Here is a 20,855-nt window from a genome sequence, read left to right as displayed (position 1 = left end):
TTTTTTATTGTCGCATTTTCAAAACAACCAAGTCAGGTTAATTGAAGATCTGTATGAAAAAAACTGTCCCTATAAAGGTGCCTAGAATGAAACGTCTCAGCATTATTGCAAATTGCTTCTCTATGTTTGCTGCTTTGGCATTGTTGGGTGCTTGTGGAGGAGATAAGCGTCCTGATACTGTTTACATCAGCGGAACAATTTACACAGGGAACCCCGAACAGCCTGTCGTTGAAGCTGTTGGCACGATAAAGTCGCGGATTGTATATGTGGGTGATGCTGATGGCATTGTAGGGGGCACACGCCCAACGACTAAGCTTGTCGATTTATCTGGGAAGACCATGTATCCGGGATTTATCAATACAAATGCACATTCGCTTGTAGATGGTGTTGATGATGAAGCGGGAACGCAAATTGAAGCCTCCGTCATTGAGTATGCAAAGCAAGGCTGGACGACCATTCACGCACACAATGTAAATCCTGAAAATGTAAGAATTATGGAAGACCTCGCTATGCAGGGAAATCTGCCTACGCGTGTTTACAATGTATTGAATGAAGCAGGGTTTGAAAGTCTTTCAATATATGGACCGGGGGTTTCTCCAGGTGGGTTAGTTGAAACGCGATCTGTTTTATTGGACCTAACTAAACCTTTGACAAAATTTGCCTCTACAGAAGAAGTTCCGACGATAGAAAGCGTGCTAGAAGCGGCACTAAAGAATCATGTTCAGCTAGTGATTCAGGGTGAGGGTGATGAGCTGGATACATTTCTCAATAAAGCTGAAATTGCGATGAAGGATGCGCTTCCAGATGCTGATCCGCGTTGGGCTTTGTTGCGTGATGGTGAGTTGTCAGCTGAATTAAAGGGGCGACTGCTAGCGCTAGGTATTCAGGAAAGAAGTGGTTCCCAGCCCATTCAACCTGCTGCAGCTCTGTTAGACAAATTGGAGCAACTGACTACGCTTCCAGCTTACATCGGCTTCCGCGAAGACCAGATCGGCTCAATCGAAGTTGGTAAAATGGCTGATTTCACAATCATGTCAGGAGATCTGCTCTTGGCGGAAGGTGAAGATCTTCAAGCGGTCAAACCCGTTATGACAATAGTAGGCGGAGCGCAGGCGTGGCCGCGACCTGAGAAGAAATTACCCGTTTTTGGACAATAAATTTTCCTAAGCAAAAATGGAAACGACTTGACGACCAAGTAGGATGCATTCTCCAGAAGTATTCCATATAGCCATGTTTTGACTAGAAAAACCGCCTCCGGCACTGTCCGCTGTTGTGCGCATTAGCCACCAACCTTCTTCTGTTTTTGGAGTGTCTGTCAGCAAATTGATCATCCAGTTGACGCTGGACATTGGGGACCATTCTTTCAGCACAGTTCCATAACCTGGAATCATGGCGTCAGCGAGGGTGAGAAGCCCTGTCATGCTTGTTTTAGCATCATTGTCATTATGGCGCACCCACCAATAAATATCGGGATCTTTAGCTTGTGCAAAGGGCATATTGTGGATGGGGGCCACTTCGAATTGGCTATAGAAAGCTGGAAATGGTGGATGAAAAGATTCTATAGATTTGTCATTTAATGGATTTGTAGAAACTGGGCTTTTGGGAGGCGGAAAATCTAAAACTGAATCTTCTCGATAGTCTGCAAATGTGAAAACAATTTCAGTTGCAGTATCACCTTGGTTTGTCAGCTCTGTTCGGTATGAAGAAGATGTGCGCCCACTTCGAAGTTTAGTCACATCTATATCCACTTTGGGGCCTGTTGGGCCCACAAAATTGATCATGGCTGACCTTAACGCGCGTTTTTCTCCTGTGATTTCTCTTGTTGCATGATAGCCCAATCCTGCAACGAGGCCTCCAAAAGCAGATCTACCTTGAGACCAGTCTTTATGGATGGGGACTGATAGGGTGTCGCCGGTGCGCTCGATTGAAGAAAAAATATCTGAAAAATTCATAGACCACCTATCAAACTAATGCCCGCCAAAGACAGTTCTGACGGGCACCATGACGAAAGAAATAAAAGCTGAAAACCCCTGCCGTAGCGGTAGGTTTACGCTGAAAATTTCCGCGGAAAGTGAATGATTTAGAATTCGTAGGCAGCTGCCATGTCGGGGTCTTTTGTTGCAACTTGCTTGGCAAGATCAACAATCACCTTAGCTTGTTTCCAAGTGGCATCGTCCTGCATTTTTCCATCAATCATGTGAACTCCACTACCATCTGGCATAGCTTCGAGGATTTTTTTGGCAAACAAAACTTCATCTACTGCAGGGGAGAATACTTGCTTTGCTATTTGGATTTGATTTGGGTGAAGGCTCCATGCGCCTGCGCACCCCATTAGGAACGCGTTTTTAAATTGCTGTTCACAAGCCTCTAAGTCAGCGATATCGCCAAATGGCCCATAGAAAGCTTTAATTCCTGCAGTGCAACATGCGTCGACCATTTTTGCGACTGTATAATGCCACAAATCTTGTTGCGCAGCGGCTCTGGCGCTGCCATCTGCGTGGGGGTCTTCTATCACTTTGTAGAAAGGGTGGCCGCCACCAACGCGTGTCGTTTTCATAGCACGAGAGGCTGCTAGATCAGCAGGGCCTAGTGAAATTCCATGCATGCGTGGCGAGGCCAAACAAATGTCAGCAACGTTTTGAACGCCTTCAGCTGTTTCCAGTATTGCGTGCAGCATAATAGGGCGTTTGATGCCTGCTTTAGCTTCTAATTGCGCGACGAGTTGATCTGCGTAGTGAATGTCCCAAGGGCCTTCCACTTTGGGCAACATGATTACGTCGAGCTTGTTACCGGCTTTCGTTACTAATTCCGTTACATCATCAAGAAACCAAGGTGAATTTAAGCAATTCACGCGCGCCCAAAATCCTGTTCCAGTTGATACAAAGTCAAACTTTTCGGCCATGTCTAGTGCGCCTGCACGTGCGGCTTCTTTGGCATCTGAAGGAATGGCATCTTCAAGGTTAGCTAGAACAACATCTGCTTTCTTCGCGATATCACCTGTCTTTGCGCGGACTTTTTCAATATGAGGCGGAACGAAATGGATCATCCGCTCAACATTGACCGGAAGATCACGAAAAGGTTCTGGCGCACCGATAGCGAGTGGCTTGAAGAAGCTACGAGGAGGTTTGGTTATCGACATGGTGCGTTCCCGAAATAAAATTATTTTGAGGCAAATCTAAGCTTTATGCTGCACTGCGTCAATTGTTTAAATGTTCGCGTGTTTTAAGCTGTATTTCTGTTGGTCAATTTGCAAGTGGGTGCGCAGCTTCTAGCAATTGTTGCAGTTCATCTGTCATGACGTGGGTGTAAATTTGGGTTGTTGAGATATCGGCGTGTCCAAGCAACATTTGAACGGCTCTTAAATCTGCACCTCCTGATAAAAGGTGAGTTGCAAATGCATGGCGCAATGCGTGTGGAGTGACGCGTTTGGGAGAAATTCCTGCCTTTATCGCTAACTCTTCTAAGATTTGTGCAAGACGGCGGCGCGTGAAATGTCCAGTTTTTCCACGGGAAGGGAAAACAAACTTTTCGGCTGTTTTGCGATTTGCATTGGTTGGAAGAAATTGTTCACGAACTTCCAGCCATTTCGCCAAAGCTTCTCGAGCAGGAGCACCAAGCGGGGTTATCCTGTCTTTTTCTCCCTTACCTCGAATAATCAAAGCGGTGTCTTTGCCACGCGGCAAAGACGATATGGGTAGTTCACACGCTTCGGATGCACGCAAGCCTGCGCTGTATAAAAGTTCAACAATGCATTGGTCTCTCACAGCAGTTGGTTCGTCGCCAATTGTACCTTCTATCAGGCGGGCGACTTCTTCCTTTGAGAGGACGTCGGGAATTTTGCGTACGATTTGAGGTCCATCAAGACGTGATGTCGGATCGTCCTCGCGTTCGCCTTCTTCAAGTTCAAATTTGTAAAAAGACTTAAGAGAAGAAAGACGGCGCGCAGCTGTGGATTTTGCCATTCCACGCGTATTAAGATCTTTCAGGTATCGCGCCAGTGAATCATTTGTAGCGCTCGTTAAACCGCCTTGATTAGCCAGAAACTCAGATGCATCTGAAAGATCACGTCTGTATGCATCCAGCGTGTTTTGAGAAGCGCCCCTAGAGGCACTCATCATTTCCAAAAAAGAATCAACGCGGCGAAAATCTAAACGCACAGACATAAGTAGCAATCTACCTTCAATAAGGTCTGAGCTTAGCTATTGGGCATTCCCCATGGCGCAATTGCTTCAAATGCGATTTTCATGGCATCGCTTTGAAGGCCTGCTCTTTTCAGCGTGTTCAGACTATTTGTATACGGGATGAGTGAACCACTGTGTGGTTGATTGTCTCTTAATATCAAGAAAGCTCTTAGTACTGCTTCACCCATTGCGTCCGCACGCAAGGCTGCATCTAGCTTATAGTTATCCAGTAGCAATTCCATTGAAGGAACACTGTTTTGGTATTCGCCTATCAATGTTCGGGCCTCAGGTGGAAGTTCTAGTCCAAGGCCGGATAAAATTGAAAGATATTGAACAGATTCAATTGGGTAACTCTCATTCATTGCGATAAGAGAATCTGCAACAGATTTACTGGCTGAATTGGAAGGTTTAGGAGAAGCCAGCAACAACAACATGTCAAAACGTGCTTTGTCCCAATCTGAATGAAGGATAGGAGGCAAACGTGATGGCGGAGCTACTGTTTGAATAGCTGTTGTTTCACCAATAGCGGTTTGGGTGCCATCTGGTTGAATCTCAGGTTGATCGTTCAATGCCTGAAGTTGCTCATCAAGTGTAGGCGCTCCATTGGTGGAGGGTGCTTGCGCGCTTGACGGTATCAGGCTGGCAGGGCCTTGTTGGTCTAGTCCTGAAGGGGCGGTCTCTACTTCAACGGTGACCGGTTCAGGGGCAGGAGGCGGGTCATCGAATGGATTGTCCATTGCATAGCGCCATCGTTGAGCTAGTTGAATATCACCAGCTGCTAAAGCCGCTTCGACAAAAGAGGGACTTAGCTGAGCTGTTTCCCGAACTTGCGGGATTGAACGTAATTCGGGCAATAAAATTTTGGCATTTAGAGCGTAGTCTTGCGGATTTCCGCGTGAAGGAACAAGAGCAGCAATAAGTTTGACTGCTCTGTCATGCATGCTCAGTTCTGGATTTGTGACACTATCCACAGCACGTTCTAAAGGGCTACGCAGCGCATCAGAACTTGTTGAAACTTGCTGATCTGCAGGAATGTTTGGGTCTATTTCCACGGGTGTGGGTTTGGGGGAAACGATTTTACTTCTTACTGTGTTTGCATCAATCAACCCAGCGCGTGCTGCATGTAGCAGAGCTTGAATACGAATCTCTTCAGGAGCATCTGTGCGCTCTGATAAAAGTGCAGCATATTCTGCTGGTATTGTAACCGCTGCATCTGGTGCTGGCGGGAATTTAGCTGCAAGAGAAAGTGCCATAGCCGCGCCGGATGAGTAATTTGCGGGAGGGAGTTCTGCTTTCTCATTTCCGGCATTTTGTTCAGCAATCGCACCGACTGCATCGAAGAACCAAGGGTCTTCTTCACCTGTTGAGACCGCCATTTCCGCTGCTAAACTAGCCGCTGCTGCATTACCAGCTAAAGCAAAACATGTGGCTCTTAGAGTTTGCCAAAATGGATCTTCACTCGGTGCAAGTTCAACTGCTGAACAAGCACGGATATTGTCGCCCGTGGCAAGGTCCAAGTCTGCTTCATATTTGTGTGGATCTTCTGACCATGTTTCAGAGGGAAAACGTTGTAGCAGGTTGGTTGCGTGAGCATTCTCGCCAAGTTCTCTGAGAAGACGTAATCGTTCACTTGTAGCGTCGGAGATATCTCCTGAAGGAGCTTTCCCACCAGAAAGGATAACTGCTTTTAGGAGGTTTGCCTGAACGGGAGTCAATTGATGGGCATCAATGGAACCTAGCAATTCGTTGACTGTCTCGGCGCTTGTGGATTTCCACATATTGGATTTGAGGCCGCCAGTTTGTGCATTTTTCCATCCGATACCCCAAGGATCTAGATCAGTGAGAGATCCAGATGCAACAATTTGGGCATTTGCGGGGAAACCAGAAACACATGCGAGTGCGATTATTGAGGCTGAAAAACGTTTAGCGGATTTTAACATTGGTGGCCTCCATACGAATCTCTTCAACTGCAGGGGCATTTTTTTCGGCTTGATTCGCGAAGTAGAAACTGCCGCCAACAGCTATTCCTGCGAGCAAAAGTAGTAAAATCAGCTTCGGAAGTATGGATTTTTCTTTTTTTCCAGACATTCTTTGTCTCCGCATGAATTGCTCCCATCTCACAGGTTGTATAAGCGTATATTGAATCTATCGGCAAAGAGCTTTTATGTGACACACGGTTTATCGATTGAAAACGACCAAAAAGCGGCAAATGTGCAGTTAAGTGCAAAAGAACCGCAGAAACATACTATTGTGCTTGTTGGAATAATGGGCGCTGGCAAGTCTTCCGTCGGGCGCAGATTAGCGCAAGAATTAGAAATTCCTTTTCATGATAGTGATGATGAAATCGAAAAAGCAGCGTCGATGACAATTCCTGAAATTTTCGAAACACATGGTGAAGAAGAGTTTCGCCGGGTTGAAGCGCGCGTGATTGAACGTTTGCTTGAAGAACCTCGCATGGTTTTAGCAACAGGCGGCGGTGCTTATATGAATGAAGCAACGCGCGCCCTTATGCAGAAGCATGCAGTTACGGTTTGGTTGAAAGCCGATTTGGAAACTTTATGGCGACGCGTAAATAAAAAAGGTGGGCGTCCTCTTTTGAAAAAAGAAAACCCCAAAAAAGTTTTGTCGGATTTGTTGGATCAAAGAGAGCCGGTATATGCACTTGCAGATTATGAAGTTGTATCGGAAGACGGCCCACACAAACAAACCGTTGATGCGATCCGTGCAGCATTGAATATATAGATGAGAGAATAATGGTTCAGAATTCAGCGAAACAAGTGACTGTCGCATTGGGCGAACGCAGCTATGACATCCATATCGCTGCTGGCTTACTGTCGCGAGCTGGTGAGCTTATCAAGCCAATTTTGAAACAACAACGCGTGTTCATCGTTACTGATGAAAATGTTGCCAAGACACATTTGGAGACATTGCAGAATGGATTGGTTCAAGAAAACATCGAATCATTTGTGGAAATATTGCCGCCAGGCGAAGCGACGAAGTGCTATTCAATTTTGGAAAGCACAATTGATGCATTGATGGCGCAAGGAGCAGACCGCAATGATGTGGTGCTTGCGTTTGGAGGCGGAGTTATTGGTGACCTCACAGGGTTGGTCGCTGGCTTATTGAAACGTGGAATGCGTTTTGTTCAGGTTCCAACGACATTGCTTTCTCAAGTTGATTCTTCTGTTGGTGGTAAGACCGCTATCAATTCTAAAATGGGAAAAAATTTGATTGGTTTGTTCAATCAGCCTGAAATGGTGATTGCCGATCAGGATGTTTTGCAAACCTTGCCTGTGCGCGAACTGTGTGCAGGTTTGGCAGAAGTCATCAAGTATGGATTGATTGATGATCCAGATTTTTTCGAGTTCATTGAGCAAAATGCAGAAAAATTAAACGCGGCTGATCCTGATACTCTAGCGGAAGCTGTAAGAGTTTCTTGTGAAGCCAAAGCGCGTATTGTTTCAGAAGATGAAACTGAGCGTGGTAAAAGAGCATTGTTAAATTTAGGGCATACTTTTGCACATGCGTTGGAAAGAGCAAATGGCTTTGGGCCAGCTTTGCTTCACGGAGAGGCAGTAGGAACTGGGATGGCGATGGCATATCGCTACTCAAAAGCAATTGATCTTTGTTCAGGTCAGGACGTGACACGCGCCGAGAAAGCGATAGCAGCTTTAGGGTTGGAAACTGATGTTCGCAATTTAGCGGGTGGTCCATATGAAGCTAATGCGTTGTTGGAACATATGATGCATGACAAGAAAACAGAACAAGGGCGTCTTACACTTATCCTCGCAAAAGGGATTGGGCAGTCCTATATCGAGAAAAATGTAGATGCTGATAATTTATTGGTATTCTTGAATTCAGAAACGGCGGACTAAATAGAGCATTATGAATATTGATATAGGGTTGGTGTGGCCACCAATTGTCGTTCTTATCCTATTGATGATGTCCGGTTTCTTTTCTGGTTCTGAAACGGCTTTGACAGCTGCTTCGCGCGCACGCATGCACTCTCTTGAAAAAGAAGGAAAAAAAGGTGCTAAGCGCGTCAATAAATTGATTGCCAATCAAGAAGGTTTGATTGGATCTATCCTTCTAGGAAACAATCTGGTCAATATTCTCGCGACCTCCATAGCAACATCATATTTGCTGCAAGTTGTTGGGGAGAGCGGGGTCGCTGTTGCCACTATGGTAATGACGATTTTGGTTCTTGTATTTGCTGAAGTGCTGCCAAAAACGTATGCGCTTAACAATGCTGACCGGTTTGCAATGACTGTGTCTGGTCCCATAGGTGTGCTCGTTCGGTTGTTAAAACCTTTAGTAAAAGTGGTTCAGGTGTTGGTTCGAATCACTTTGGCAGTCTTTGGCATTAAAGCCGAAGCAGATGCTCTTGCTCCCGTTGATGAAATACGTGGCGCAATCAACATGCATGCTGAAGATGGAAATGTGGAGGTTGAAGATAAACACCGCCTAGGTGGTGTCTTGGATCTCAAAGAGCTGACCGTTGAAGACGTGATGGTGCACCGAAAATCAATTGTTATGATTGATGCAGATTTACCGCCTGATGATGTAGTTCGACAGGCGCTAGAAAGTCCGCATACTCGCTTACCCTTATATCGCGGCGATAAAGAGGAAATTATCGGTATTTTGCATGCTAAAGATTTGTTGCGTGCGATTATGGAGGCCGATGGAGACTTTTCTAGTCTCGAGGTTGATAAGATTAAGCGCAAAGCAGTGTTTGCGCCTGAAACGACTACACTTCAGGATCAATTAGACCATTTTCAACGAAATCAAGCTCACTTTGCGATTGTCGTGGATGAATATGGGGCCATTATGGGCCTGATCACACTAGAAGATATTCTTGAGGAAATTGTCGGAGAAATCCGTGATGAGCACGATGTCACGGTTGAAGGGGTTCGTCCGCAGCCTGATGGATCAGTGTTTGTGGATGGTTGGGCTCCTATTAGAGATTTGAACCGTGCAATGGATTGGGATTTACCCGATGACGAAGCTGTAACGGTGGCGGGATTGGTTATTCACGAAACTCAGACAATTCCAGACCCTGGGCGGAAATTTATATTTCACGGATACCAGTTTGAGATAATGAGAAAACATCGCAATCAGATCACTGGATTACGGGTAAGACGCGATCGAAAATTGTAGTAACAACTATAAATAATCGTTATTTCACAACTACTAATATGTTTATACAGCTTTAGGTCTGTGGCAAAAATTCTATCTCAGATGGTTCAGAAGGGATGGGGATGTCCAATCTTATCGCCGAAAAGACGTTTAAATTTGCACAACAAGCTTCAAATTGCATGGATGTCCCCGAATTAGGGCGGTGTTTTCAAGAATTGGTGAAGCCGCACGGCGTGGTAGCGAGTTCTGCTTGGGCTGTGATCGGTGGCGATGCAAAGTTGAGCCGCGGTTTTGGCGAGTGGCCTAGAGAGTGGGCAAGGTATTACCGCGAAAAACGTTATTTTGAAGTTGATCCTGTGTTTGCAGCACTCATCAAGGGGAATGATGCTGGGTATTGGGATGAGCAAATCGCACATTCTATTATGACAAAAGAAGCCCAACAGGTGATGGATGATGCGAAAAAATTTGGGTATTCGGATGGGTATAGTCGGCTAATCCCAACATTAAACGGTTCGTATTATTTGGTATCGCTGTATGGGAATGAGTTGGATAGAGATCCTGATGTGAGGATCATGTTTGATCTTGCAAGTACAAAATTCGTACAAGAGGGCGTGCTTTTATTGAATCGGCGTGTGGGAAAACCTCTAAGAGATCATGATTTGACCGCTCGTCAAATCGAGGTTTTGCAATCAAAGGCAGATGGGAATACTGACAGAAGTACAGCAGATCAATTAGGTATTTCTGTCAAAGCTGTAGAAGCGCATCTTACCAATATTCGTAAACAATTTAGTGCTCGTAGTACCTCTCAAGCGATTACAATGGCTAGAGAGAAGGGGTTGATATCTAGTACTTTTTCAAAAAAATAGCCAAAAAGTGGGGTTTGCTAGGGTTTTCCCTAGTTGCGTATGACTCTTAATTTTTAGATAGTCCCTCTTAATGCTTCTAGGTTGGCGGGGACGCATTAAACACCTTCTTGTATCGATCGTTTTTAGATCCAAGAAGGTGTGTATATCTTTCTAGTTGGCATATTGATGAGTTGTGTTGGTGATTATCGCATCACCGTTTGAAACTCTTATTCCGGCCGAATTATTTTGATTGAAAGCGCATGCAGCCCTGAATCAAATTCTGGTTGCAGGATTTCATTTATTTTTCTGTGAATTTTTACTCGGTTCATGCCTTCAAAGCTTTTGGACCAGACTTTAATGCTGTAGTGTGTTTCGCCAGCTGGGCTCGCGCCCGCATGACCGGCATGTCGATGAGAGTCATCTTCGACTTCCAAAAGGTCAGGTGAAAGTTCAGCTGTTAGTGCAGTGCGGATACGGTTTTGGCGATTTGTCAATTCTTGATCCTTTAGTGAAGATAGGTCATTTAAAGTCTTATGGCAGATTCTGAAGACTCAAAAGACAACTTCCGCGCAAAGTTCGTGGATATTCGTATTAAGCCGCCTGGTCACCGTGGGCGGAAGAATGTACGTAACAAGCAACCTGTGACCGATCGCGTTTGTGAACACAAAGGGTGTGATCAACCAGGTGTGTGTAAAGCTCCCAAACAGGATGCTGCCTCAATCAATAAAAAAAACAAAACCGATTCGGATTTTCACTGGTTTTGTCAGCGTCATGCTGCTGAGTACAATAAGCAGTACAACTTTTTTGACGGCATGACTGAGGCTGAATACATGGCGTTCCGTAATTCGGAAGATGCCGGACACCAGAAAACTTGGAAATTTGGATCAGGTCCAGTTAGTGGATCAGCTACAGCCGAAGGATTGCGTGCACGCATTTATAACGGACGGCATCAATTTGATGCAGATGGAAATCCAATTCGTCCGTCTTCAAAAACTGATGCTCCTCAAAGAACGCGTTTGCAGGTTAAAGCCTTGGATGAATTAGGGTTGCCACACAATGCTGGGCCTAAGCACATAAAAGTCGCTTACTCGCGATTGATTAAAGAATGTCACCCAGATTCAAATGGTGGAGACCGCTCTCAAGAACATCGCTTAGGAAAGGTCATGCGGGCATTCAAAACCTTAAAAGCCGCTGGTTTGACTCAATGATGTTTTGAGATGAACAGGTGTGGGCTGTATTGTCTCACCTTAATAACTCACTTGTTAGAGATATTCTTGTTGTTACCGTTTGAAAGATTTCACGGCACACTCTATGGTGCCGGAGATTTGAATAGATATTTTGATATTATGTAGGTCTCATGTCCGTAACCGATGCATCCGAAGAATTAAAAGATTTGGCTCCAACTGTTGAGGTGTCCATACGAGACACATTTGGCGTTGATATTGATGGAACTGCTCCTGCTTTTCCTGAGCGCTCATCTTATGTGCCTGATCTGGACGAAACATATCGTTTTGATCCGCAAACAACACGTGCGATTCTTGCTGGGTTTACGCATAACCGCCGTGTCATGGTGCAAGGTTTTCACGGAACAGGAAAATCTACTCACATAGAGCAGATTGCAGCGCGTTTGAATTGGCCATTAATGCGGATCAATTTGGATAGTCACGTGTCACGTATTGATCTTGTTGGTAAGGATGCAATTGTTCTGAAGGATGGTAAGCAAATCACTGAATTCCGTGAAGGAATACTGCCGTGGGCTTTGCAGCGCCCAATAGCATTGGTGTTTGATGAATATGATGCAGGGCGTCCTGATGTGATGTTCGTTATTCAGCGTATTCTTGAAGCTTCTGGTCAGTTAACATTGCTTGATCAGAATAAAGTAATGCGTCCACATCCAAACTTCCGTTTGTTTTCTACAACCAACACGATTGGTCTTGGAGACACAACAGGGCTTTATCACGGGACTCAGCAGCTAAACCAAGGTCAGATGGATCGTTGGTCAATCGTTACCACATTGAACTATCTTGAGCATGATGTTGAAACTGAAATTGTTTCAGCAAAAGTGCCTGAGATGGAGCCTGAAATCGTGTCGAAAATGGTGCATGTTGCAGATCTGTCTCGTGCTGCGTTCGTTAATGGTGATATTTCTACGGTGATGAGCCCAAGAACTGTAATCACATGGGCTGAAAACGCTAAGATTTTTGGAGATGTTCCAACTGCTTTTCGTATGACATTCGTCAATAAATGTGACGAACTTGAACGTCCAATCGTGGCAGAGTTCTACCAAAGAGCGTTTGGAGAAGATCTTCCGGAAAGTGCATTAGTGGGGCTCGCTACCTAAGCCATATTGTTGATATCTATCCAAGAGTATTTGTTCATTCATGAGTAAACCTGCAGATCCAAACGAGGTTTTTCGTTCAGCCATGGCTATAACCACTGCATCGCTTGCAGCGGATAAAGACGTGGAAGTGAGCTTTTCTGCAGATGGCGGGCGCGTGGCTGGCGATAAGATTATTTTAAATTCGCCGCCTCGAAAATTGAATGCCAGCACAGCTGCTATAGCGAGAGGGGAAGCGGACAAACTAGCTCTTACCAAACGTTATCATGACCCTGTTGCTTACTCAGCAAATAGACCAACCTCGGAAGAAGCTGCTGCTATATACGAAGGCGCAGAGCGTGCTCGCATTGATGCGCTTGGTGCCAAAGAAATGGATGGGATTGCATCAAATTTGGATGCAATTTTGGAAGAACGTTGTGAACGCGCAGAATTTGTCCGAATCCAAGAACGAACAAATATTCCACAAGCAGATGCAATTGAGTTTCTGCTACGTGAAAAATTAAGTGGTAAACCACTTCCACCTGCGGCAGAGCATGTTGCAGATTTCTGGCGGGTAGATCTTGAAAAGAAAGCTTCTGGTTCTGTCGATGCGCTCGCTGATGCGATGCATGATCAGCACAAATTTTCAGAAGCGATTAAATCGCTGCTAAAAGATTTGGAATTGGGCGATGAAACTTCGCCTGCAGATGAAACTGAAGATCCAAGCCAAGAACCAGAAGAAGCAGAAGATAATCCTGAAGAGGACAACACTGATTCTGTTGGTGATGAGCAAGAAGAATCGCAAGGTAGCGAAGAATTAGACGAGGAAGACAGCGAAAGCGAAATTGAAAGCGATGCCGCCATGGCTATGGAGGCGGAATCTGATTTTGACGCGGATGAAGATGCTCCAGAAATGGAAGATGATTCACAGCCCATTCGTCCAAATTATCAGCCTGGTGATGATTTATCTACTTCCAATTATAAAGCTTTCTCAACAGCACATGATGAAGTCGCGCCAGCAGAAACGTTATGCGACCCAGAAGAGTTGTCTCGTTTGCGCGCTTATCTAGATACGCAGTTGCAGGGATTACAGGGTGCGGTATCTCGGTTGGCCAATAGGCTTCAACGCCGTTTGATGGCGCAGCAAAATCGTTCATGGCAATTTGATCTGGAAGAAGGAATTTTGGACACAGCGCGTCTAACGCGTGTTCTGGTTGATCCGACATCTCCGCTTTCCTTCATGCAGGAAGATGATTCCAATTTCCGCGATACTGTTGTGACGTTGTTGCTAGATAATTCGGGATCAATGCGCGGACGGCCAATTATGGTCGCGGCTTTGTGTGCGGATATTCTCGCGCGTACTCTGGAACGCTGTGGTGTGAAAGTTGAAATTCTTGGCTTTACAACCAAAGCTTGGAAGGGCGGTTTGGCACGTGAAGAGTGGATTCAGGCTGGGAAACCAGCTGCTCCTGGGCGATTAAATGATTTGCGTCACATTGTTTATAAAAGCGCTGATGCACCTTGGCGGCGGGTTCGAAGAAACCTTGGTTTGATGATGCGTGAAGGGTTGCTCAAAGAAAACATTGATGGCGAAGCGCTAATCTGGGCGCACGATCGATTGTTAGGCCGACCTGAACAGCGCCGTATTATGATGGTGATTTCAGATGGTGCGCCAGTCGATGATTCAACATTGTCAGTGAACACTTCCAACTATCTTGAGGCTCACTTGCGTCAAGTTATTGAATACATTGAGACGAAATCTCCTGTTGAATTGCTTGCTATCGGTATAGGGCATGATGTTACGCGATATTATCGCCGTGCTGTAACGATTGTGGATGCTGAACAGCTTGGCGGCGCCATGACTGATAAGCTTGCCGAATTGTTTGACGAAGAAGGGCCTATGAAGGGCTCACAAATGACTACAAGTTCAAAAGAAGAAACCTCGAAGCAGAAAAAAATTGTCAAAACTCCGGCTGCTGTTTCTAAAACAACTGTTTCTGGAATAAGGCGTGCAGATCCGGGTGATATTGGTCGTGTTGTTAAGCGTTAGAAAATCGAGCCTCATTTTAAGTGCATTGGCAATCGTAGGTGTTGTTTGGGGGTGCCAAACAACGTCTTCACTGCATGTGGTGGATGAAAAACTGGTAGATTCTGAGGCAGCACGTAATGCTGACCTTCCAAAATTAGATAAACGTTGGCTCGTCGCGGAAAATGCAGAAGAACATTACAACAATTCATGCCCATCGGGCACACCTTATGTGTCTCCCGAAGATATCAGTTTGAATGCGCAACCCGTTGAATTGTTAAACGTTAATTCCACAGAAGCGTCACCTGTAGACTTTTTGAAAAGCGCTACACTCAGTGGAGTGGAATATGTTGCTGGATATCACCTGACGAGCGACAACCCACGATTTGGCGGGATTTCCGGTCTTGAAACACTGGAAAATGGTTCTCTTTTATCAGTCACCGATCAAGGGGATTTTTTGTGGATTGGTATGGACGAGTTTGATCATCTTTTGCCGGTGAATGCACAGATGAGTGTTATGCGTGATGCAGCGGGTAATCCTTATGACAGTAAGCGAGCTGCCGATTCAGAAGGGTTAGCTGTGAGTGATGGGCTGGCTCTGGTATCCTTTGAACAAAAGCACCGTGTAGAAGCATTTGATTTGACCACCTGTGGTGGGAATGCGCGCGCAAGCAAAATTTTTGATCTTGTTCTCGGAGAGGACGGGGTAGAAAAATTAGGTGGAAATCAAGGGATGGAAGCCTTAGCTCTCACGCGGGATGGTGGGCTTATATTGGGGATAGAGGCATTAAAAGACGGGGCCTCGCAAATTTCGATTAGTCCAAATCAAAGTTTTGTGGATTTTGAGCACAAACTGTCTGCGGGTGGCGGAAAAAAGATGACGGGAAGTGATTATTTGCCACTGAACGAATCTGAAGGTCTATTGTATTCATTGCACCGTCATTATTCTCCTCTGACTGGTACACATATTCGTCTGTTGCAAACATCAGTGAGCCTTGGTGAGAATGACAAATACTCCTTGGGTGAACCTAAAGAATTACTTTATTTAAAACCTCCGGGAATTAGTGATAATTTTGAGGGCATTGCAGTTAGAAGAGAAGAAAATGGCATTATTCGTCTGTTTATTGTGTCAGATGACAACTTTTCTCCAAAGCAGAGAAGTTTACTGCTAATTTTCAATGTTCTACCAAAGGCTTATTGATCAATTAGGCTTGCATCCAATGGCAGCTCAGCGTACTTGTTGGGTTGGATATTTTTAGAATGTAAGGATTGAACGTGTCCACGCCATCTACTTTTTTGGATTTCGAAAAACCACTTGCAGAAATGCAAAAAAAAATCGCTGAGCTAGAAGCTGCTGCGGCTGAGGGTGGTGCTTCTATTGAAGATGAAGTTCAAAAGTTGCGTGAAAAGTCTGATAAACAGCTCCGTGATATTTATTCTAGCCTAGGCCCATGGCAAAAAGCTCAGGTTTCACGTCATCCTGAACGGCCACACTTTTTCGATTATGTCGAAAATATTTTCACTGAATGGGTGGAACTTGCGGGTGATCGCAAGTTCATGAATGATGAAGCTCTTGTTGGTGGGTTGGCACGCTTTAACGGTAAACCAGTAATGGTTGTTGGGCATGTTAAAGGCCGCACAACTGAAGAGCGTATCAAGCATAATTTTGGTATGGCGCGTCCTGAAGGTTACAGAAAAACATATCGTCTGTATGAAATGGCTGAGCGTTTTAATTTACCCGTAATTGCGTTGATTGACACGGCAGGGGCGTACCCTGGGCGCGGCGGAGAAGAGCGTGGTCAGGCTGAAGCGATTGCAAAATCCATTGAAAAAGGTTTGACACTAAACACACCTCTGATTTCTATCATTACAGGTGAAGGCGGCTCAGGTGGAGCCGTTGCTTTGGCGTCTGGGAACCGTGTTTTCATGTTGGAGCACTCAATTTACACAGTAATTTCTCCTGAAGGAGCTGCTTCAATTTTGTTCAGAGATGCAGCGCGTGCAAAAGATGCCGCTGAAGCGATGAAAATTACAGCCGCTGATCTCGAGAAAATGAAAATTGTGGATGCGGTTGTGGAAGAACCAATTGGTGGCGCGCATCGTGCACCAGCTGATGTTTTTACACGTATTGCTGATTTGTTAGATCGCTCATTGGAAGAGTTGAAAGACATGTCTCCTGAGGAGCTTCGTAAACAGCGGAAAGAGCGTTTTTATGCTATCGGACGTGAAGGTTTAAATTAAACTTAGTTCGAGTAGTTTAAGCAAAGGCTCCTGATTTCAGGAGCCTTTTTGTTTTAGTGATTTGAAAATGCGTACACGAATGAGATTCTCGTTGCAGTATCTGTTTTTTCGGTTTTGCCACTTGGCGGATCCGTGTCGTAGCGTACGTCAAATGAAAGTCTCGCTGAGATGTCATTGAACAGGTTGGCAGTCAGCGATAATCCATTCTTAAATTGTGTGGATGCTTCCGCGTAAACAGCATTTGTATCATTTGTGAGTGAAACATTCTCATTGAAACGATAGTTAAATGTAGACCCGGCGCGGAAAGCGAAACTGTCTTCTCTGAATGCGGGGATTACTTCACCATTGTTTGTTCTTTGCGCGATTTCGTCAAACTTCCAACCTGGACCACCTTCAAGCGTCCAAGTCGTTTTATCTCCGTCTAAGGCTATATATCCTAACCCGCCACCTACGAATGCTCGGTTATCAAATCCTGAGAACTTATCTTGCTCGTATGTGGTGCGTCCATAGGCGGACCACCGGGGGCTTTCAAATTTGCGATCCAACTGCGCGGCTGTGAAAATACGATTTTTATTCTCGTCACCTTCATTTTCACCGTAATCAGCTTTGAATTCTCCTGATTGACGCCATTTTGAGCCTTCGCGGGCAAGTTTTAGTCCTATACCGACATTGGTTGTCTCGGTGTTCCCGGTCGTGTATCCAGCAGTGAAAGAGCCCTCGCCAGTGTAACTAGCCTGTGCATGAGCATGGGCCGCAAATGTGCTCAGGGCGGTTAGGGTGAGAATGGAAGAAATTTTCATCAGCTGGTCTCGTAGTTTTAATCTATGTCTTCTCAGTGTAATGAGCGTTGTAAATGTATTTATATTGCTCAAACAGCGTCATTTTTGTGGTTAATGCACAAAGACTGGCTTAGCAGCACATCAGCAATCTCCGTACAAGATATCTCTGCAGTTGTTACAAAAAATTAATGTAAAAGCAATTGAGTTTTATGGAACCAACAAAAGAAAAGCGTCCACTTTATATGTGAACGCTTTTTGTTATCGAATTGATTGAAAAGTAGGCGTTTTTAAATCTATAGCGCTACTTTGCTTACGTCTCCGCAGCAGTGTTTGAACTTCTTTCCTGATCCACATGGGCAGGCTGAGTTTCTTGGGGTTCTTTCCCATCCTGCGGGGAGGTTATCTTTTTTTTTATCCATTTCATTTTGACCCGTTTGCGGATCAATGTGGGTTTCGGTAACTGCTTTGGGCGGTTCAGCAGGTGTAATCTCAGAAGGAGGTGTTCCACCTTCTTCAGCTACTTGAAGGCGCATAAGCATAGTCGTAACTGCGCTGCGCATATCTGAAAGAAGAGCTTCGAAGAGCGAGAACGCTTCAGACTTGAATTCGTTTAGAGGATCGCGCTGTGCGTATCCACGAAGGTGCACTACTGAACGAAGTTGATCTAGATTCGACAAGTGTTCACGCCAGCGTGTATCAACTTCCTGAAGAAGCACTTGTTTTTCAATCCAACGCATGCGTTCTTCACCAACGCCAATTGCTTTTTTGGCATAAGCATCGTCGGCAAATTCAATAAGCTTATCGACAACTTCTTCCGTTGCCACACCTTCTGCATCGGCCCAAGCACGAACAGGGGCAGTAAGAGCTAGCTCTTCTAGCACTGCTTTTTCTAAACCATCGATGTCCCATTGCTCATGGAATGCTTTTTCCGGCATGTAGGAATGAATCATGGTTTCGACTGTTTGGTGACGCATCTCTTTGATGTCATCCGTCACTTGCTTCGCGTGCATGAATTCAATGCGTTGCTCAAACACAGCTTTACGCTGGTCGTTGATCACATCATCATATTTGAGGAGGTTTTTCCGAATCTCAAAATTGCGTTGTTCAACGCGGCGCTGTGATGTTTCGAGAGCTTTGTTCATCCAAGGGTGAATGATAGCTTCACCTTCTTCAATACCGAGGCGACGCATGATGGCATCAAGGCGGTCTGCCGCGAAAATACGAAGAAGGTCATCTTCCAAACAGATGAAGAATTTAGAGCGACCAGGATCACCTTGACGACCTGTACGACCTCGCAACTGGTTGTCGATACGGCGGCTTTCATGGCGTTCAGTAGCTAAAACATACAATCCACCTGCATCGAGGGCCTGCTGTTTTTTAGCTTCAATATCAGCTGTGATTTCTGCGACTAGGGCTGAGCTCTCAGCTTCATTTAATTCACGCCCAAGTTTTTCTTGTTGTTCTGCGACTTCTTTTTCGATTCGCATTTCAAGATTACCGCCAAGCTGGATGTCGGTACCACGACCAGCCATGTTGGTAGCAACTGTAATGGCTCCAGGAACACCTGCTTGAGCTACAATTTGAGCTTCTTGTTCGTGGTGAAGCGCATTCAAAACTTGGTGTTTAACACCTTTGTTGGCGAGCAGAGTTGAAAGCAGTTCTGACTTTTCAATCGAAACAGTACCTACAAGAACAGGTTGGCCTCGTTCTGCACAGTCTGCCAAATCTTCAATAATGGCATTGAATTTTTCTTTTGCTGTTCTGTAAACAACATCGTCATCATCAATACGTTGGATAGGTTTGTTTGTCGGAATTTCCAAAACACCGAGTTTATAGATGTCTGCAAATTCGTCTGCTTCGGTGGAAGCTGTACCTGTCATACCTGAGAGTTTGTCGTAGAGACGGAAATAATTCTGGAATGTAATAGAAGCCAGAGTTTGGTTTTCAGGTTGGATTTTTGTTTTTTCTTTGGCTTCGATAGCCTGGTGCAGACCTTCAGATAAACGACGGCCTGGCATCATGCGGCCCGTAAATTCATCAATTAGGACAACTTCACCTTTTTGAACGATATAGTCGATATCGCGAGTGAATAGCTTGTGCGCACGCAAGGCTTGATTTGCATGGTGAACAACGGACACATTCGAAGGTTCGTACATTGAGCCTTCAAGAAGTTCTGCTTGCGTCAGCAATTCTTCTAGTCGTTCATTCCCATCTTCAGTGAAGACAACCGACTTTTGTTTTTCATCAATTTCAAAGTCTTCATCTACGAGGTGAGGGATAATCGCATCCAGCTTCATATATAGCTCGGAGCGGTCGTCAGTCGGACCAGAAATGATAAGCGGTGTCCGGCTTTCATCGATCAGAATGGAGTCCACCTCATCGACGATACAGTAACGGTGACCACGTTGAACCATGTCGGCTAACGAGTATTTCATGTTATCGCGTAGATAGTCGAAACCAAACTCATTGTTTGTTCCGTATGTGATATCAGCAGCATAAGCTTCGCGGCGCTGATTATCATCCATACCGTGGACGATAGTTCCCCAGCTAAGGCCAAGGAAATTATAAACTTGTCCCATCCATTCAGCATCACGCTGAGCCAGATAGTCGTTCACTGTAATAACGTGAACACCTTTGCCTTCAAGCGCGTTTAGATATGTTGGAGCTGTCGCAACCAGGGTTTTACCTTCACCTGTTCGCATTTCGGCAATATTACCAGCGTGCATAACCATACCACCGATAAGTTGGGTATCGAAGTGACGAAGACCGATAGAGCGCTTTGCAGCTTCTCGAACAGTCGCAAATGCTTCAGGGAGGATGTCATCGATCGGTGCACCATTGGCAATTTTTTGACGGAACTCGCCGGTACGTGCGCGCAAAGCATCATCGGACAAAGCTTCAGTAACCGGCTCTAGCGAGTTGATTTGTTGCACGCGAGCGCGGAATGGCTTTAATTTGCGGTCGTTGACGGAACCAAAAATTTTCTGGGCAATCCCAAACATAAATATACTACCGTTCGACTGCCCCAAAAGGGGCATAGATAAATAACAAGACTGACGACACAACAGAGAAATTGCGTTGTCTTCCACTGGATTTAGGAATGACGCCTTTAAAAGGTTATAATATGTCAAACCAATTAGGCAGAGGTAAGCAGCCGCTTGTGGTGTGTCAATGCAGTGAAACGCCTTAGGAGCAGCAAAGAGCTGCTTTATTGCGTTTTTACCGCACATATCAGTCATAATATGTTGAATACATCTCGACTAAACCAAGTTGGGTTCGTATTGAGAGCGTTCAAATGAAATTCGTGAAACACCATTTGGTTGTTTTAAG

Annotated in this window: 18 protein-coding genes; 10 read left to right on the top strand and 8 right to left on the bottom strand. The window is 45.2% G+C overall.

Going from position 1 to position 20,855, the window contains the following annotated elements:
* Positions 1-86 precede the first annotated feature (86 nt).
* A complete protein-coding gene (locus tag F551_RS0114840) occupies positions 87-1,157 on the top strand; it encodes an amidohydrolase family protein (RefSeq protein WP_155826084.1) in 1,071 nt (356 codons plus the stop codon).
* A gap of 6 nt (positions 1,158-1,163) precedes the next feature.
* On the opposite strand, the gene F551_RS0114835 is transcribed toward F551_RS0114840, so the two are convergent.
* The 5 genes from F551_RS0114835 to F551_RS17415 all read right to left on the bottom strand — a co-directional run bounded on the left by F551_RS0114835 (position 1,164) and on the right by F551_RS17415 (position 6,269).
* Entirely contained in the window at positions 1,164-1,952 is a 789-nt protein-coding gene (locus F551_RS0114835) for a thioesterase family protein (RefSeq protein WP_018998313.1), read from the bottom strand.
* Positions 1,953-2,080: 128 nt separating this feature from the next.
* On the bottom strand, positions 2,081-3,139 hold the full coding sequence (locus F551_RS0114830) for an HpcH/HpaI aldolase/citrate lyase family protein (protein WP_018998312.1): 1,059 nt from the start codon (positions 3,137-3,139) through the stop codon (positions 2,081-2,083).
* 103 nt (positions 3,140-3,242) lie between these two features.
* Positions 3,243-4,163, bottom strand: a complete 921-nt coding sequence (locus F551_RS0114825) for a site-specific tyrosine recombinase XerD (RefSeq protein ID WP_018998311.1) — start codon at positions 4,161-4,163, stop codon at positions 3,243-3,245.
* Between the two features lie 32 nt (positions 4,164-4,195).
* Positions 4,196-6,121: a hypothetical protein gene (locus tag F551_RS0114820; RefSeq protein WP_018998310.1), complete on the bottom strand. Its 1,926-nt coding sequence runs from the start codon at positions 6,119-6,121 to the stop codon at positions 4,196-4,198.
* Complete coding sequence (locus F551_RS17415; RefSeq protein ID WP_018998309.1) at positions 6,105-6,269, bottom strand: hypothetical protein; 165 nt, start codon at positions 6,267-6,269, stop codon at positions 6,105-6,107. Before F551_RS17415 ends, F551_RS0114820 begins: the two co-directional genes overlap by 17 nt.
* Positions 6,270-6,347: 78 nt before the next feature.
* Here F551_RS17415 and F551_RS0114810 point away from each other — a divergent pair, with 78 nt between their 5' ends.
* The 4 genes from F551_RS0114810 (at position 6,348) to F551_RS0114795 (ending at position 10,183) form a co-directional block, all read left to right on the top strand.
* Entirely contained in the window at positions 6,348-6,923 is a 576-nt protein-coding gene (locus F551_RS0114810; RefSeq protein WP_018998308.1) for a shikimate kinase, read from the top strand.
* An 11-nt stretch (positions 6,924-6,934) separates the two neighbouring features.
* Positions 6,935-8,056, top strand: a complete 1,122-nt coding sequence (aroB, locus tag F551_RS0114805) for a 3-dehydroquinate synthase (protein WP_018998307.1) — start codon at positions 6,935-6,937, stop codon at positions 8,054-8,056.
* Between the two features lie 10 nt (positions 8,057-8,066).
* Positions 8,067-9,338, top strand: a complete 1,272-nt coding sequence (locus tag F551_RS0114800; RefSeq protein WP_018998306.1) for an HlyC/CorC family transporter — start codon at positions 8,067-8,069, stop codon at positions 9,336-9,338.
* Between the two features lie 101 nt (positions 9,339-9,439).
* Complete coding sequence (locus tag F551_RS0114795) at positions 9,440-10,183, top strand: helix-turn-helix transcriptional regulator (RefSeq protein WP_018998305.1); 744 nt, start codon at positions 9,440-9,442, stop codon at positions 10,181-10,183.
* Positions 10,184-10,389: 206 nt separating this feature from the next.
* Here F551_RS0114795 and F551_RS0114790 read toward each other — a convergent pair whose 3' ends face one another.
* On the bottom strand, positions 10,390-10,656 hold the full coding sequence (locus tag F551_RS0114790) for a BolA family protein (RefSeq protein ID WP_018998304.1): 267 nt from the start codon (positions 10,654-10,656) through the stop codon (positions 10,390-10,392).
* Between the two features lie 39 nt (positions 10,657-10,695).
* On the opposite strand from F551_RS0114790, the gene F551_RS0114785 reads away from it, so the two are divergent.
* From F551_RS0114785 to F551_RS0114765, 5 genes are all read left to right on the top strand, one after another.
* The gene (locus F551_RS0114785) at positions 10,696-11,370 is read left to right on the top strand and encodes a DnaJ domain-containing protein (protein WP_018998303.1); all 675 of its coding nucleotides are present in this window, start codon (positions 10,696-10,698) and stop codon (positions 11,368-11,370) included.
* Positions 11,371-11,519: 149 nt separating this feature from the next.
* Entirely contained in the window at positions 11,520-12,503 is a 984-nt protein-coding gene (gene cobS / locus F551_RS0114780) for a cobaltochelatase subunit CobS (protein ID WP_018998302.1), read from the top strand.
* Positions 12,504-12,543: 40 nt separating this feature from the next.
* Positions 12,544-14,529, top strand: coding sequence for a cobaltochelatase subunit CobT (gene cobT, locus F551_RS0114775; RefSeq protein ID WP_018998301.1), 1,986 nt, complete (start codon positions 12,544-12,546; stop codon positions 14,527-14,529).
* Positions 14,489-15,706 (top strand): esterase-like activity of phytase family protein, encoded by a 1,218-nt coding sequence (locus F551_RS0114770; RefSeq protein ID WP_233355270.1) that lies wholly within the window; start codon positions 14,489-14,491, stop codon positions 15,704-15,706. Before cobT ends, F551_RS0114770 begins: the two co-directional genes overlap by 41 nt.
* Before the next feature lie 74 nt (positions 15,707-15,780).
* The gene (locus tag F551_RS0114765) at positions 15,781-16,746 is read left to right on the top strand and encodes an acetyl-CoA carboxylase carboxyltransferase subunit alpha (protein ID WP_018998299.1); all 966 of its coding nucleotides are present in this window, start codon (positions 15,781-15,783) and stop codon (positions 16,744-16,746) included.
* Between the two features lie 53 nt (positions 16,747-16,799).
* Here F551_RS0114765 and F551_RS0114760 read toward each other — a convergent pair whose 3' ends face one another.
* Positions 16,800-17,546 (bottom strand): DUF481 domain-containing protein, encoded by a 747-nt coding sequence (locus F551_RS0114760; protein ID WP_018998298.1) that lies wholly within the window; start codon positions 17,544-17,546, stop codon positions 16,800-16,802.
* Between the two features lie 272 nt (positions 17,547-17,818).
* Positions 17,819-20,527 (bottom strand): preprotein translocase subunit SecA, encoded by a 2,709-nt coding sequence (gene secA / locus F551_RS0114755; RefSeq protein WP_018998297.1) that lies wholly within the window; start codon positions 20,525-20,527, stop codon positions 17,819-17,821.
* Between the last annotated feature and the right edge of the window lie 328 nt (positions 20,528-20,855).

This window comes from Hirschia maritima DSM 19733 (assembly GCF_000378345.1).
GTDB lineage: Bacteria > Pseudomonadota > Alphaproteobacteria > Caulobacterales > Hyphomonadaceae > Hirschia > Hirschia maritima.
Note: the sequence above shows the minus strand (reverse complement) of the source record. Positions and strands in the feature narration are given on the sequence as shown.